Raw genomic sequence first — 14,023 nt, 5'->3', positions numbered from 1 at the left:
TGCCCAGGACCTTCTCGACCCCCCTCTCCCCCACCCCCCCGCGCTGAACAACCCCCAGGGGCCCTTCCCCCCGGCCCCGCCCACCGCGCGCCACGGAGCCGGAAGGCTAAACACAGCGACTCGCCAGCCCGTAACCCTCAAGAGGAAGGTCAGGTTCGCCTCACCGCCGAGCGTATCCTCAGCAATCATCTACGCTGTCCTGCTCCATACAGGCGACGCTGGTGGTCTCGCCCTGAACGACCTCCCGGCACCTTTTGGCCCCGCATAAGCCTCGACCTGACCGGAGCCACCCTCCTGGCACCCGACTTTCAGGACTGCCAGATCGCTCAAGCTGTGTTCGTCGTGACGAGCTTCACCGACGACGCCTGGTTTGACGGGGCGAGCTTCACCGGAAATGTCGTGTTCGACCGGGCGACCTTCACCGACAACGCCCATTTCGACCGGGCGACCTTCGCCAGTTACGCCTCGTTCAACGAGGCGACCTTCAACGGCGCCGCCAGCTTCGCCGGGGCGATTTTCACCGACATGCCCCGGTTCGGCGGGGCGACCTTCGCGAGATACGCCTGGTTCGAGGAGGCGACCTTCAACGGCGATGTCCGGTCCAAGAGGGTTACCTTCACCAAACGCGCTGAGTTCAGCGGGGCGACCTTCACCGACAAGGCTCATTTCGACTGGGCGACCTTCGCCTACAACGCTTCGTTTGACAAAGCGACCTTCACTGGCGACGCCATGTTCCTCGATGCGACCTTCGCCGACATCCGGTTCCTCGGTGCGACCTTCACCAGTCTGGCCGCGTTCGCCAGAACGACTTTCAAAGGCGACGCCCTGTTCGCCACAGCGACCTTCGGCAGCGTCGCTGCATACAACGGGGCGACCTTCGCTAGCGACGCCGTCTTCGACCGGGCGACTTTCAACGCCGACGCCGAGTTCAAGGAGACGACCTTCACCAAACGCGCTAGGTTCAACGGCGCGATCTTTGCTGGCCTTGCTGCGTTCTATGAGGCGACCTTTACTGGCGATGCCGACTTCGACGAGGCGACCTTCAATAACTGGGCCGAGTTCGACAAGAGGGGCTTGAGCCGCATCAAACTCGAGCGTGCCCGCGTAAACCCAAGTATGCGGTGGTGGGGTCCAGGTTGGCGAGTGGAGCCGAAGGGGAAGGCGGGTGGGGTGTTATGGCGAAACACTTCACCGAACACGGACGCGGGGCACAAGGCGGGTCCGGAGCTTCTTGCTTGAATAGGTCGCTCTGCAACCTTGAAACATGATCAACTTCTTAGTTCAGAGAAGCTTGTGTCAGATGCCCACTCCTTCGCGTTGACCCTGTTCAGAAGCCCCGGCTAGAAGGCGCGGCAGATGGTGGTGGATGTGATTTGCGCCTATCTACGCATGCCGTGTGCGACACGAAGTCGCACCAGTCGAGTGAGCTGCACGTTTGGAGGTTCGGCTATGCCGGATGGGTAGCTCCGGGCGAGTGTTCGATGCCTGTCCCCGCTCTGGCGTGCGTCGCGGGTAACTGCGAGGTGCGAAGCCCAGGGAAGAAGCCTAAGGGCCCCGATCCATCTGGGGAGCACCGGGCGAGGGGAAGACCGGGCGGGTGAATTCATGAACCCTCGATGACGCCTCGTGACGTAGACCCCTGGGTGGATGGAGGGCTAGACCAGGGTGCAGGGCCTGGCCGCTGGAAGAGGCGGCGAGCGGCAACCGGGGTATGGCAGCCGGTTGCGGGAACACCGCTGGCCTCGGGGTATAGAGGGCACCCAATCCGGTCGCAGCTCGATGGTGTGGAACGTGGAAATCCCGATGGGGTACAGACCGGGGGTCTGGTAGGCCGACCGTGAGGAGAGCGGAACCCCCCAGCGGGGACAGGATGCCCAAGAAGCCAAGGCCGGCGGCCGAAAGGCGGCAGGAAGGCTTCCCGCGTGATGGCTGCTCCTCCAGGCGGCTGCGGGAAGAGAACTGGCCGGATACCAGTGGGTGGCTGGACCCGAAAGGGTGCTGACGTGGGCAGGTGAGCCTTTGAAGATCAAGGACAGGCAGACCGCTCGAACCGAGGGACAAGTTGGACACCCAGCAGGTGAACGGACCTGAGGACGTACCGGATTGGGACGCCATCGACTGGCGAACTCATGAAGGGACCGTACGGCGGCTGCGACGGAGGATCTTCAAGGCGACGCGGGAGCAGGATTGGGCCATGGTCCGGTCCTTGCAGAAGATGATGCTGCGGTCCTGGTCGAACACGCTGATCAGCGTGCGGCAGGTCGCGCAGCGCAACGTGGGACGCCGGACGGCGGGGATCGACGGCGAGGTCGCGCTGACCTCGGCCGAGCGGATGAAGTTGGCACGGCAGGTCCACCACAGCCGGGCCACCTGGGATCCTCTGCCCGTCCGACGGGTGTATGTCCCCAAGTCCAACGGGCGGCAGCGTCCGCTCGGCATTCCGGTGATCGTGGACCGCTGCCATCAGGCAAGGGTCCGCAACGCGCTGGAACCCGAATGGGAGGCCCGGTTCGAGCCGAAGTCGTATGGGTTTCGACCGGGCCGAAGCTGCGCGGACGCGATCGGCGCGTTACACGTCACCCTCAGAGGAGCCAACAGGCGAGTGTGGATCCTGGACGCCGACCTGTCGGCGGCCTTCGACAGGATCTCCCACGACGCCCTGCTGGCCGCGCTCGGGTCGTTCCCCGCGAAGGGGATGATCCGGGACTGGCTGAGGGCTGGCGTGATCGAGAATGGGTCGTTCGCCCCTACCGTGGAGGGTACTCCTCAAGGTGGGGTGATCAGCCCGTTGCTGATGAACGTCGCTCTTCACGGACTGGAGACAGCCGCGGGGGTGCACTACTACGAGTCCGTCTCCTGGGCGGGCAAGACGCGGCGTACTTCTCCGGTGCTGGTGAGATACGCAGACGATCTGGTGGTGTGTTGCCACAGCCAGCGGCAGGCCCAGCAGGTCAAGGACAACCTCGCGCGCTGGCTGGCTCCTCGTGGGCTGGCCTTCAACGAGGACAAGACCCGGATCGTCCACCTCACCAAGGGGTTCGACTTCCTGGGGTTCAATGTCCGCCGTTACCCCAACGGCAAACTGCTGATCAAACCCAGCCCAGCGGCCGTCAAGCGAATTCGGGAACGGCTGGCGGCCGAGGTCCGCGCATTGCGCGGGGGCAACGCCGCCAGGGTGATTACCAGGCTCAGCCCCATCACCCGGGGCTGGACGGCCTATTACCGGGGGGTGGTGTCCAGCGAGATCTTCAAGTCGTTGGACAACTACGCCTGGAAACTGCTTTACAAGTGGGCCAAGCGCAGCCACCCCATCAAGTCGAAGAGATGGATCATCCGCCGCTACTTCGGCAGGTTCAACAGGTTCAGGAACGACCGCTGGGTGTTCGGCGCCCGTGACCGGCTTGACCGGTTCGGCCGACCGTTCTACCTGGTCAAGTTCTGCTGGACCGACATCGTCCGGCACCAGGTGGTCACAGGACGGGCATCTCCGGATGATCCCGACCTGATCGACTACTGGGTCTCTCGCAGGCGGCGGGTCACACCGCCGCTGGACAGCTACAACCTCCGCCTGCTCGACAGGCAGAAGGGGCGGTGTCCGCTCTGCGGAGACCACCTGCTCACCGCAGACCAACCACCGCAATCCCCGCATGAGTGGGAGAGAAGGTGGCTGGGCACGGCACGCAGGGCCATTGCTGCTGACTACCTGACACACCAGGGCCGCAGCGGTCGGGACGGTGACAGAACCCGCTTGGTGCACACCTCCTGCAACCAACGGCTACATGCCCGGCAACGCAGAGAAATCCCACGTCAACCCGCAACGCCCTCGCGGCTTGCTTGAGCCGGATGCGGTGCCAAGCCGCACGTCCGGTTCTGAGGGGGCCGGGGCGCAGTAATGCGTCCCGGCTACCCGACATGACGTTCCAGCTGATGAGGACCGCAGTAACAAGATTCGCGCCGCGCAACGCGCAGCACGAGGACGGATGAGCGAGAGTCGCGGTCCGTTGGCTCGCGACCCGCGCGAGGAGCGGCAGGTCCGCCTCACCGCCCAGCGCATTCTGACTCAGCACTTACGCAATGAGGATCCTGTGAAACGCCACTGGTGGCGCGGATCCGATGCGCCCTACCCTTACTTCTGGCCCGGAATCCATGTTGATCTGATCGGCGCCGCCCTGTTCGACTTTGATCTCATGAATTGTCGTGTCGGCCGAGCAGCATTCGAACTTCGACCACGCGGGCGCGCCCGGCGACGCGGTGGCGCTCGGGGTGCACCGCAACCCCGTCGCCAACCGGGTCAAACGCCTGCTCGACCTGCTCGACGTGGAGGGCGACAACGCCGGGCACCGCCTCCTGCTGCAGCTGACCTGCCGGGTGCCCGCTCAGCCTACGGCTCGGGGGTCGTGGTCACCTCGGGTTCCGGGGAGCCGGCGGTCCATTTGAGCGTGACGGAGAGGTTGGCCTCGGCGGAGGTGTTGGCGATGACGACGCCGGCCTGGGTGGCGAGCTTGACCGCGAACCCCACCGTGACCTCGTCCGGCGGGCGGGCCATGTCGCTCATGCGCCGGACCACGGAGTCGGCCGCCGAGCGCAGCCGGGTCATGGCGGACTCGAACGTCTCGGTGGCGGTGCCGGCCACGTCGCGCAGCCGTCCCGCCTGGACGGTGCCGGCCCGTACCTCCACGCTCTCCACGATGAGGCTTTCACCGTCGGCCAGCGGAATCTCGACGTACTCCTTCACCCTGCGGGGTCCTCTCTAGGTCGCGCTCATGCGCAGTGTCCACGTCACTTCACCGGAGTCCGGCACGACGCCGGCCTGTCCGGGGCCGGCGTTCGCCAGCGTGGCCCGGTGCCCGATCATGGGCTCGACGCCGGTCGAGCGGTAGGGGCCGGAGTCGGGCCAGCCGCCCAGGTTGCGCCACAGCATGAGGCCGAAGGGCTGGTCCTGCACGTCGAGCGTCATCGTCAGCCGACTGCCGCCGTCCACCACTTCGGTGGTGGTGACGTCCGGGATGCGCACGCCCATCACGGAGCCGTCGTCGGGGCCGAACCGGCTCACGTCGATGTCGCCGAGGTACGGCCAGCCGCAGGATTCCGATCGGTCCGGCAGGTCGACGATCATGGGGATGCCCTCGGGCAGTTCGACCCGGGCACGGTCGGAGAGCTCCAGGAGGGCGTGGGCGGCCCAGATGAACCGGTGTCCCGGATCGCCCTGGAGCCGATAGGCGGCGGTCAGCCGCCCGGTCTCGACGGTGACGTCGCGGCGGAGCTCGAAGCCGGGGCCGGTGACGCGCATCGTGTGGCCGTCCTCCTGCCAGGCGCGCGACCACACCTCCCCGTGATCGGGCACACCGCCGATCGTGGGATAGCACTCCTCGAGGCCGCCGGCGTCGACGAACGGGTCGCCGGGTGCGACGTCGTCGCGGGCCGTGCCGGGTCGTCGCCAGAGCCATTCTTTTCCGTCCGGCCCGACCAGTGACACCCATCGGCCGCCGTGGCGGCTGTCGATCTCCACGCGCATCGGGCTCATGCCATCCCTTCGTTCCCGCGCTGCTCGATGATGTCACGAAGAATCGCCTCTTCCACGGCTGCCGCGAATTCGCGGAGAACCGGGGTGTCGAACAGGCTGCTCACCGGGAGGAATGTGCCGAATGTCGCGTTCACGCGGGAGATGAGGCGGGTCGCGGCGATGCTGTGGCCGCCGGCCGCGAAGAAGTGGGTGTCCGCCGTGACCGGGACGTCGAGCAGGTCCCGCCAGAGCTTGGCCACCGCCTTCTCCGCCGCGGTCATCGCGGGATTCCGGTCGGTCACGGGTGCGGGGTCAGGTAGCGCCGGCCAGTCGATCTTGCCGTTGGGGAGGTGGGGCACCGTGTCGATGAGGGTGATCACCGACGGGACGAGGTAACCGGGCAGCCTGGTGCCGAGGTGGTCGCGGAGTTCGGCGGCCGTGACCTCGCCGTCCGGCACGACCCAGGCGAGCAGCCGTGGCCCACCCGACGGGTCCGGCCGGGGTCCGGCGACGGCCTGCCGTACCGCTGGATGGGTGTGAAGGGCCGCCTCCACCTCGCCGGGCTCGATGCGGTGGCCGCGGATCTTGAGCTGGCGGTCGGTCCGGCCGTGGTACTCGATCGAGCCGTCGGCGCGCCGTGAAGCCAGGTCGCCGGTGCGGTACAGCCGGGCGCCCGGCGTGAACGGATCGGGGACGAAGCGTTCGGCGGTGAGCGCGGGGTCACCGTGGTAGCCGCGAGCCAGGCCGGCGCCGCCGATGTACAACTCCCCCGGTGTTCCCGGCGGCACCGGGTGCAGGTGCCGGTCGAGGAGCAGGATCCGGGTGTTGGCGATCGGATGGCCGATGGTGACGGGCTCGTGGGGGAGGCAGTCAGCGGCGGTGGAGTACGTGGTGGTCTCGGTGGGCCCGTAGAGGTTGGTGACGCGGCGGCCGGGCAACGTCTGGGCAACGTGTTCGACGAGGCTCGCGCGCAGCGGTTCGCCGGCGACGTTCACCCGCAGGAGCGCGGGCAGCGCAGGCGGGTCGTCGAGCAGTGCCCTCAGCGCGCTCGGCACGGTGTTGAGCAGCGTGATCCGGTCCGCGGCCGGGCTGTGGCGCAGGGCGAGCACGTCGTCGAGGAGTTCCACCGTGCCGCCCGCCGACAGCGGCGTGAAGATCTCGAACACCGACAGGTCGAAGCACACGGAAGTGCAGGCGGCCACGGTGGCCAGTTCCGCGCCGGAGAAGGCGCGGCGCCCCCAGGTCACGAGGTTGAGCAGGCCGCGATGGGTGATCGCGACGCCCTTCGGCACACCGGTCGAGCCGGAGGTGAACAGCAGGTAGGCGAGATCGTCCGGGTGCGGGCGCACCGGCTTCGACGTGCTCGTCGCGGGCGCGCGCAGGTCCACCACGGTCGTGCCGGGCGGGACGGTCACGGCGCGGCCGGTCGTGCCGTCGGTCAGCAGGATGGACGGCTGCGCGAGGGCGAGCATGGCGTTCAGCCGGGGCAGCGGGTAGGCGGGATCCAGCGGCAGGTAGCCGGCGCCGGACTTGAGCACGCCCAGCAGGGCGACGACCAGGTCGGACGTCCTGGGCAGGCAGACGGCCACGACCATGCCCGGCCCCGCTCCGCGTGCGGCGAGACGAGCCGCCACGGCGTCGGAGGCGGCGCGCAGCCGCGCGTGGGACAGCTCTCGATCGCCGCAGCGGAGCGCGGTGCCCTCGTGGTCGTGAAGCAGGTCCAGCACGGTGCCCTCGGGCCGCTCGGCGTGCGTGTCGTCGCCGCCGGTCACGGCCTGGCGGTACTCCCCGGCGGGCATGACGGGCAGCTCGTGCACGGGCAGGTCCGGCCGGTCGACGGCGGCCTGGAGGACCGTCTCCAGGCGGTCGGCGAGCCGGTCGGCGGTGGCGGGATCGATCAGGTCGCCGCGGTATTCGAGTCGGGCGCGCACCGTGCCGCCGCGTTGGCGCAGCGACAGCCACAGGTCGAACTTCGCCGCCTCCGGCTCGATGTCACGCAGCCGCGCCCGCACGCCGCCGAACGTCCACGACTCCGGCGGCTCCTCCACCCAGTCGCAGGCCACCTGGACCAGCGGAGCGTGCGCCGTGCCACGCTCCGGCGCGAGGATCTCGACCAGCGAGCCGAAGGGCACCTCCGCCTGGTCGAGCGTGTCCAGCACGTCGGTCCGGACCCGGCCGAGGAACATCGAGAAAGGCTCGTCCGGATCGATGTGGAGGGGCACGGGCAGGAGATTGGCGAACAACCCGACCGCGTCGTCGTGTTCTGATCGGGTACGGCCGGCGCCGATGGTGCCGATCAGCATGGACTCCTGCCCACTCGAGCGCCACATCAGCACCGACCACGCGGCCAGCGCCACCATGAACGGCGTGGCCCGGGTCGTGTCCGCCAACGCGGTCATCGCGGCGACGAGCCGGTCCGGCAGGGTGCGCCAGACGACGCCGCCTTGGTCGGTCTGCACCTGGGGGCGGGTGACCGGGAGCCGCAGGGTGTCCGGCACGGCACGTAACCGCGCTACCCAGGCCGGTGACGGCACGGCAGGTTCGGCGTCGCCGTACGCAGGAGCGGCGGGAAGCGACCGTCCGGCGTAGGCGGTCGTGAGGTCGCGGAGGAAAACGCCCACCGACGCGTCGTCGGTGACGATGTGGTGCATGGCGAACCAGGCTCTGCCGCCGTCCGGCCGTACGGCGACGCGGAGCAGGGGATCGGCGGCGAGGTCGGTGGGACGCCCGGCCCAGGCCGGCTCCGCCACGTCGGCGACGGCGAACTCGAAGGCGGGGCCGGAACGGACGAACGCCCGCGGGTGTCCGTCCTCGTCGGCGAAGCCGGTGCGCAGGGCGTCGTGGCGGGCGACCACCCGTTCCACGGCTGTGCGCAGCCTCGCGACGTCGATCGGTTCGTCGAAGTCCAGGGCGAAGGCGATCGTGTAGGCGCTGCTGCCGGGACGCAGCCGGTCCAGGAACCACAGGCTGCGCTGCGCCGGAGACACCTGCCGAACCGTGGCCGGACCCGGGGGAAGCGCGGAAGCGGCTGGTGGGCGCGCCGCGCTCTCGAGCCAGGCCGTCAGCGCGGCGATGGTGCGGTGCTCGAACACCTCCTCCACGCGCAGCTCGGCCGCCACCCGGCGGCGCAGCCGCGCGGTGACGCGGACGACGTGCATGCTGTGGGCGCCGGCGGTGAAGACGTCGTCCTCGCGGCCCAGCGCCGGGACGCCGAGCACCTGCCGCCAGGTCTCGGTCACCGCGCGCTCCACGTCGCTCACCTCGTCGGACGGCTCGGCGAGGCCGGGCGCGGCCGGGAGCTGGGGCAGCGCCCTGCGGTCGATCTTGCCGTTGGGCAGGGCGGGCAGGCCGGCGAGCGTCACGTACCGGAGGGCCGTCAGCGGCTCGGGCAGTGTCCGCGCCAGGTGCGCGGTCAGGCTTCCCGAGTCCGGTGGTACGGCGGCGCGGGGCACGACGTACCCCACCAGGACCGGTTCCCCGTTCTGTTCGTGCGCCTGTACGGCTGCCGCCCGCAGGTCCGGGTGGGTGCGCAGGGCCAGTTCGATCTCGTCGAGCTCCACCCGGTGGCCGCGGACCTTGAGCTGGCGGTCGGTCCGGCCGTGGCACTCGATCGAGCCGTCGGCGTGCCGTGAAGCCAGGTCGCCGGTGCGGTACAGGCGGGCGCCCGGCGTGAACGGATCGGGGACGAAGCGTTCGGCGGTGAGCGCGGGGTCACCGTGGTAGCCGCGAGCCAGGCCGGCGCCGCCGATGTACAACTCCCCCGGCGTCCCGGGCGGCACCGGACGCAGATCCTCGTCCAGCAGCAGCGCCCGGGTGTTGGCGATCGGCCACCCGACGGGCACGCGTTCACCCGGATCCTCGGGGACGTCGCCCATCAGTGAGGTCATCGCGCACTCGGTGAGCCCGTACTGGTGGACGAGGCGCACCTGCCGCCCCCACCGGCGACGGACCCGGTCCACGAGTTCGGCGGGCAGCGTCTCGCTGATGATCACCACAAGGCGCAGGTCTCCCGGGGGCGTGTCCAGGTCGAGGAGAGCCGACAGCACCTGTGGCAGGCACGACAGCAGGCAGGTGACCGTGCCCTCGGCCAGCCGCCGCGCGACGGCCTGCACGGCCTGCGCGCCCCGGCTCTCCACCAGTTCCAGCGTGGCGCCGCTGGTCAGCGGTCCGAGGATGTCGCGTACGGCGGCGCTGTACCCGATGTCGGCCAACTGGAGCGCCACGTCCCCGGGTCCGAGCGCCCAGGCGGCGGCCACCTGGGTGAGCGTGTTGGCCGCCGCCTCGTGCGGAACGGCCACCAGCTTGGGCTGCCCGGTCGTGCCGGAGGTGGGCAACACATAGGCCAGGTTGCCGGGCCGTACCGGAGACTCAGGGACGGCAGCGGGTTCGGGCACGTCGACCAGCACGCCGGGCCGTACCGGAGATTCAGGGGCGGCGGGTTCGGGATCGTCGACCGGCACGACGGGAACGGCGGTGTCCAGCGCGTGCCCCGACGCCGTGACCAGGAAGCGGGCCGACGCGCGAGCCAGCAGCGCCTCCTGCGGCGCGGCCGGGTGCCATGGGGTCAGCGGCAGGTAGGCCATGCCGGAACGCAGCACGGCGAGCACCGCCACGGGCAGGCCGAGCCCGCGCGGCAGGCGGATGCCGGCGACCGCGTCCGGTTCGGCGCCGGCCCGCACGAGGCGTCCGGCCAGGCCGTTTGCCGCGTCGGCCAGCTCGGCGTAGGTCAGCGTGCGCGTGCCTGCCCGGACGGCGACGCGGCCGGGGTCGGCGCCCACGAGGTCGTGGAGCAGCCTCGCCTCACGCGCCATCGTGCGCTCCCGCGGCCGGGAGGCCGATCGCGCGGATCACGGCCGGCTCCTCGCCGCCGGCGAAGTCGACGACGCTCACCACCCCGCTGTCGAGCAGGGTCACGACGCGGTCGGCGACGTCCTCCCACGACGTGCCGGCACGGCGGACGTTGACCTGCGCGACGATAATTTCGGCTGATGCCATGGGCACCTCACATCAACTGGGCGGTTACGTGATGGGCCAGCAACTCGGTCACGCTCGCGAGACGTGATCCCCCGGCGGCGACGGCGCGAAGGTGACCGGGCAGCGCGGCGGTCGGCACGTCGTCGAGGTCGAGCCAGATCGCGGGCAGGGCGGTGTGGCGGCGGGCGCGGGCCAGCCGGTAGCCGAAGGCGCCGGGATTTCCGGCCGAGGCGCGCACATGATGGACGTCGGCGCCGGCTAGCCCGTATTCGGGCAACCGATACGCGTTCCGCCAGACGGGAACATCGAACCCGTAGCCGGGGTCGTAGTTCACGCCGTGGCGCGGGTCGTGGGCCTCGCCCTGTGGCGTCAGCACGAGCCGCACACCCCGCTCGTACAGCGACGCCGGTGACGCGTGCACCGGCGGGACCCGGTCGAGCAGGAGCACCCGCGGATCGTCGTGGGCATGCGGCACGCCGGGCAGTTCTTCGTCGGCGATCGCGCGCCGGTCGGGGGTGCCGGCGCCGCTGACGATGACGAAGGCGTCCGGTCCGGGCGGCGGTGGCTCCAGGAGTTCCAGCAGTCCTTCGGCGATGTGCTCCTGCGCCGGTCGTACCGCCTCCGACCAGGGCGGGCGTGCCGCTGCGGCCAGTCCCGCCCTGGTCAGCTCGTACAGCGTGGCCACGTCGTCGCAGGCGGCCAGGCCGACGTGGGGAAGCGACGCCGCCACCAGCTCGGCGGTGGCCTTCTGGTCCTCGGCCCAGGAGAAGTTCGGCACCAGGACGGTCGCGGCCGGTCCCGACAGGGTCTCGCGCAGGACGTTGCTGCCCGGCCGGATCACGGCCACCCGCGCCGCGTGCAGCAGCGCCGGCAGTTCCGGGACAAACGGCACGAACGTCACGTTCGGCAGCTCCGGGGGTGTCGAACCGCGATAGTACGGCCCGGCCACCAGCACCACGCGCGTCGGCACGCGCTCCGCCCGCAGCCGCGCGGCCACCTCGGTCATCGAGGAGAACAGCCGCTCGGGGTACGCCTGGGTGGTCACGTCACCGCCCGCGCCCGCGCTCACCACGACCAGCGGCAGCGTGTCCGGGGAGAACCGGGCGGCGGCCGCCGCGACGTCCGCGGCGTCCGGAAGGGCGAAGACCGGGCCGTGGAAGCGGACGCGGCCGGAGTGGCCGAGCATCGTCCGGGTCGCGGGGGTCAACTCCGCCGACCGCAGAACGGCGGCCTCCTCCCGGGCGACGAGGATCCTGTCGTAGTGGCGCAGCAGGCCGTCCTGACGCAGGCGTTCGAGGTAGGCGCCCCTGGTCATGCCGCTCATCACCAGTGCCTTGGGGACATCGCGGAAGGGCGCGAGAAACAGGTGGCGCGGATCGGGATAGGTGTCCTCGACCAGCAGCGACGGCGCCAGCCGGGTGCCGAGCGCGCGCAGCAGGTCCAGGTAGGCGGCCTCCATCGCGTCGTTGGGCAGCCGCTCCAGCACCGGCAGGTTCACCGCGGGCAGCGGCGAGCGGCGCAGCAGGTCGACGGGCCGCCCCTGGCTCATCAGCACCACGCGCACGTCCGGGGCGAGCCGCGCCAGCGCCTCGGCGATCAGCAGCGTGCGCCGGGTGTGGCCCAGCCCGTGGCGGCCCTTGAAGCAGAACAACACCGTCGTGGTCATGAGCCGGCGACCTCCGCACGGGCGGCCGCGGCCAGGGTGCGCGCCCACCGGCGGCGTGGGGCGAATCCCCAGCGCCTGGCGGCGAGCGCGCCGCTGAACCGCCGGTGCGTCGCGTACAGGCCGGCCGGCTCACCCTCTTCGATCGCGATCCGCTGCCCGCGCAGCCGAAGCAGTTCCATGGCCAGCGTTCGCCAGCCGAAGTGCCCGCCGACGGCGTTGACCGGTCCGTCGGGCGGTCGCCGCAGGCACTCGGCCACGAGCCAGGCCAGGTCGCGGGCGTCCACCCAGGCGTGCCCGCGCCGCGCGGGCGGCAGGACCAGCGGGCGGCCGGACCTGATCGCGTCCTCCACCGGTGCTCCGGCGGTCTGGCGTAACTGCCATATGCAGTACGGGTCCGGCGCCCAGACGAACGGCGGCCGCAGCGCCGCGTGACCGGGGCCGGTGGCGGCCAGCAGGTCTTCGCACGCCGCCTTGGCTCGCGCGTACTCGGTCAGGTCTCTTGGAAGGGGGTGGTCCTCGGTGACGGCGTGGGGGCCGGGCGGCCGGCCGTACACGTCGGCGCTGCTGATGAAGACGAACGGGCGGCCATCTCGTCCTGCCGCCAGCATTTCCATGGCCGCGAGGTCGACGTCGGGTTCGGTGAAGGTGCTCGCGGCGTGCACGAGCGCGACCGCCCCGTCCGCCGCCTCGGCCAGGCTCGCCGGGTCGGCCAGGTCTCCTTCGGCCACCTCGTCGGCGATCCGCAGGGCACGCGGGCGCGAGGACGGCCGCGAGAAGGCGCGTACGGCCAGGCCGCGTCGCCGCAGTTCCGCGGTGACGGCCTGCCCCACCAGCCCGGTGGCGCCGGTGACCAGGACGACCGGGCCGTCCCGGCGAACGGGCGCGCGCACCGGTGGGGCGCTCAGCGCGCGGGCCAGCGTCGCCACGGTCGGGTGCGCCATGACCAGTCGGGCGGGCACCGGACGCCCGAGCCGCGCCGCCACGGCGTCGGCCGCCTGGAGTGCCAGCAGCGAGTGGCCGCCGAGCTCGAAGAAGTCGTCATCCCTGCCGGCGGCGATGCCGAGCACCTGGGCGTAGACCTCCGCGACGACCGGCTCCAGCGGGGTGGGCGGACCGGACGGGCCGGCACGCGGCGGGGACATCGGCGAGGTGAAGCGGCCGGACGGCACGGCACCCGGCGGGGATGGCGGCGGGGTGGGGCGTGGCGTGACAGAGGCGAGGTCGTCGATGCGCCGGTGGGGATCATGACAGGCGGCGGCGACGAGGTCGGCGTACCTGGCGGCCATGGCCGTCACCGTCGCCCGGTCGAGGACCTGGGTGGCGTACTCCCAGGACATCGCCCACCCGGCGGCGTCCGGCTCCGGGGCGATCATGACCGTGAGGTCGAGCTTCGCGGCGCCGTTGTGCACCCGGTGTCCCGGGGAGACGCCGTCCATGCCGAACATCGTCCGGTACAGGGGATTCCTGGCCGCGCCCGGCATGGCCCCCAGGTCGCGGACCACCTCGGCCAGGGGCAGCTCCTGGTGGGCGTGGGCTTCCAGTACGGCGCGGCGCACCCGGCCCACCACGTCGGCGAAGGAGGGGTCACCGCTCAGGTCGCAGCGCAGCGCCACCGTGTTGGCCAGCATCCCGGCGGCTCCCTCCAGCTCTTCCAGCCGCCGGGCCGCCATGGGCACGCCCACCAGGAGGTCGTCCGGGGCGCCGCCGCGGCGCAGTTCCACGAGGAAGGCGGCAAGGAGCGTCATGTACGGCGTGGCGTGCAGCCGGCGGGCGACGTCGGCCACCGCCGGGGTCACCGAGGCCCGCACCACGCCGCCGCGGAAGTCGGGCCGCGGCGGCGGAACCCGGTCGTACGGCGGCGCGGTCACCGGCCGGGGCGC

The 14,023-nt window shown here is 71.0% G+C and carries 9 protein-coding genes; 3 read left to right on the top strand and 6 right to left on the bottom strand.

All coding sequences use genetic code 11. The annotated features are described in order from the left end of the window. The first annotated feature begins 174 nt into the window (after positions 1-174). The 3 genes from ACFWY5_RS54715 to ACFWY5_RS54705 all read left to right on the top strand — a co-directional run bounded on the left by ACFWY5_RS54715 (position 175) and on the right by ACFWY5_RS54705 (position 4,437). Positions 175-1,239 carry a pentapeptide repeat-containing protein gene (locus ACFWY5_RS54715; RefSeq protein ID WP_379639875.1) on the top strand — a complete coding sequence of 355 codons (1,065 nt, stop codon included), beginning with the start codon at positions 175-177 and terminating at the stop codon, positions 1,237-1,239. A gap of 823 nt (positions 1,240-2,062) precedes the next feature. Next, entirely contained in the window at positions 2,063-3,838 is a 1,776-nt protein-coding gene (gene ltrA, locus ACFWY5_RS54710; RefSeq protein ID WP_379639874.1) for a group II intron reverse transcriptase/maturase, read from the top strand. Between the two features lie 359 nt (positions 3,839-4,197). Continuing rightward, positions 4,198-4,437: a helix-turn-helix domain-containing protein gene (locus ACFWY5_RS54705; RefSeq protein WP_379639872.1), complete on the top strand. Its 240-nt coding sequence runs from the start codon at positions 4,198-4,200 to the stop codon at positions 4,435-4,437. Here the strand turns inward: ACFWY5_RS54705 and ACFWY5_RS54700 are convergent. The 6 genes from ACFWY5_RS54700 to ACFWY5_RS54675 form a co-directional block, all read right to left on the bottom strand. After that, positions 4,382-4,735: a CU044_2847 family protein gene (locus ACFWY5_RS54700; protein ID WP_379625495.1), complete on the bottom strand. Its 354-nt coding sequence runs from the start codon at positions 4,733-4,735 to the stop codon at positions 4,382-4,384. The genes ACFWY5_RS54705 and ACFWY5_RS54700 overlap by 56 nt on opposite strands. A 15-nt stretch (positions 4,736-4,750) precedes the next feature. Further along, positions 4,751-5,524 carry a hypothetical protein gene (locus ACFWY5_RS54695; RefSeq protein WP_379639871.1) on the bottom strand — a complete coding sequence of 258 codons (774 nt, stop codon included), beginning with the start codon at positions 5,522-5,524 and terminating at the stop codon, positions 4,751-4,753. After that, positions 5,521-10,314 (bottom strand): amino acid adenylation domain-containing protein, encoded by a 4,794-nt coding sequence (locus tag ACFWY5_RS54690; protein WP_379639870.1) that lies wholly within the window; start codon positions 10,312-10,314, stop codon positions 5,521-5,523. Before ACFWY5_RS54690 ends, ACFWY5_RS54695 begins: the two co-directional genes overlap by 4 nt. After that, the gene (locus ACFWY5_RS54685; protein WP_379639868.1) at positions 10,304-10,498 is read right to left on the bottom strand and encodes a hypothetical protein; all 195 of its coding nucleotides are present in this window, start codon (positions 10,496-10,498) and stop codon (positions 10,304-10,306) included. Before ACFWY5_RS54685 ends, ACFWY5_RS54690 begins: the two co-directional genes overlap by 11 nt. A 7-nt stretch (positions 10,499-10,505) precedes the next feature. After that, positions 10,506-12,143, bottom strand: coding sequence for a hypothetical protein (locus tag ACFWY5_RS54680; RefSeq protein ID WP_379639867.1), 1,638 nt, complete (start codon positions 12,141-12,143; stop codon positions 10,506-10,508). Beyond that, positions 12,140-14,023, bottom strand: a 1,884-nt coding sequence (locus ACFWY5_RS54675; RefSeq protein WP_379639866.1) for a condensation domain-containing protein, incomplete at its 5' end; no start/stop codon positions are given. The genes ACFWY5_RS54680 and ACFWY5_RS54675, both read right to left, overlap by 4 nt.

This window comes from Nonomuraea sp. NPDC059007, assembly GCF_042740555.1.
GTDB lineage: Bacteria > Actinomycetota > Actinomycetes > Streptosporangiales > Streptosporangiaceae > Nonomuraea.
This window is presented reverse-complemented; position numbering and strand designations above follow the sequence as displayed.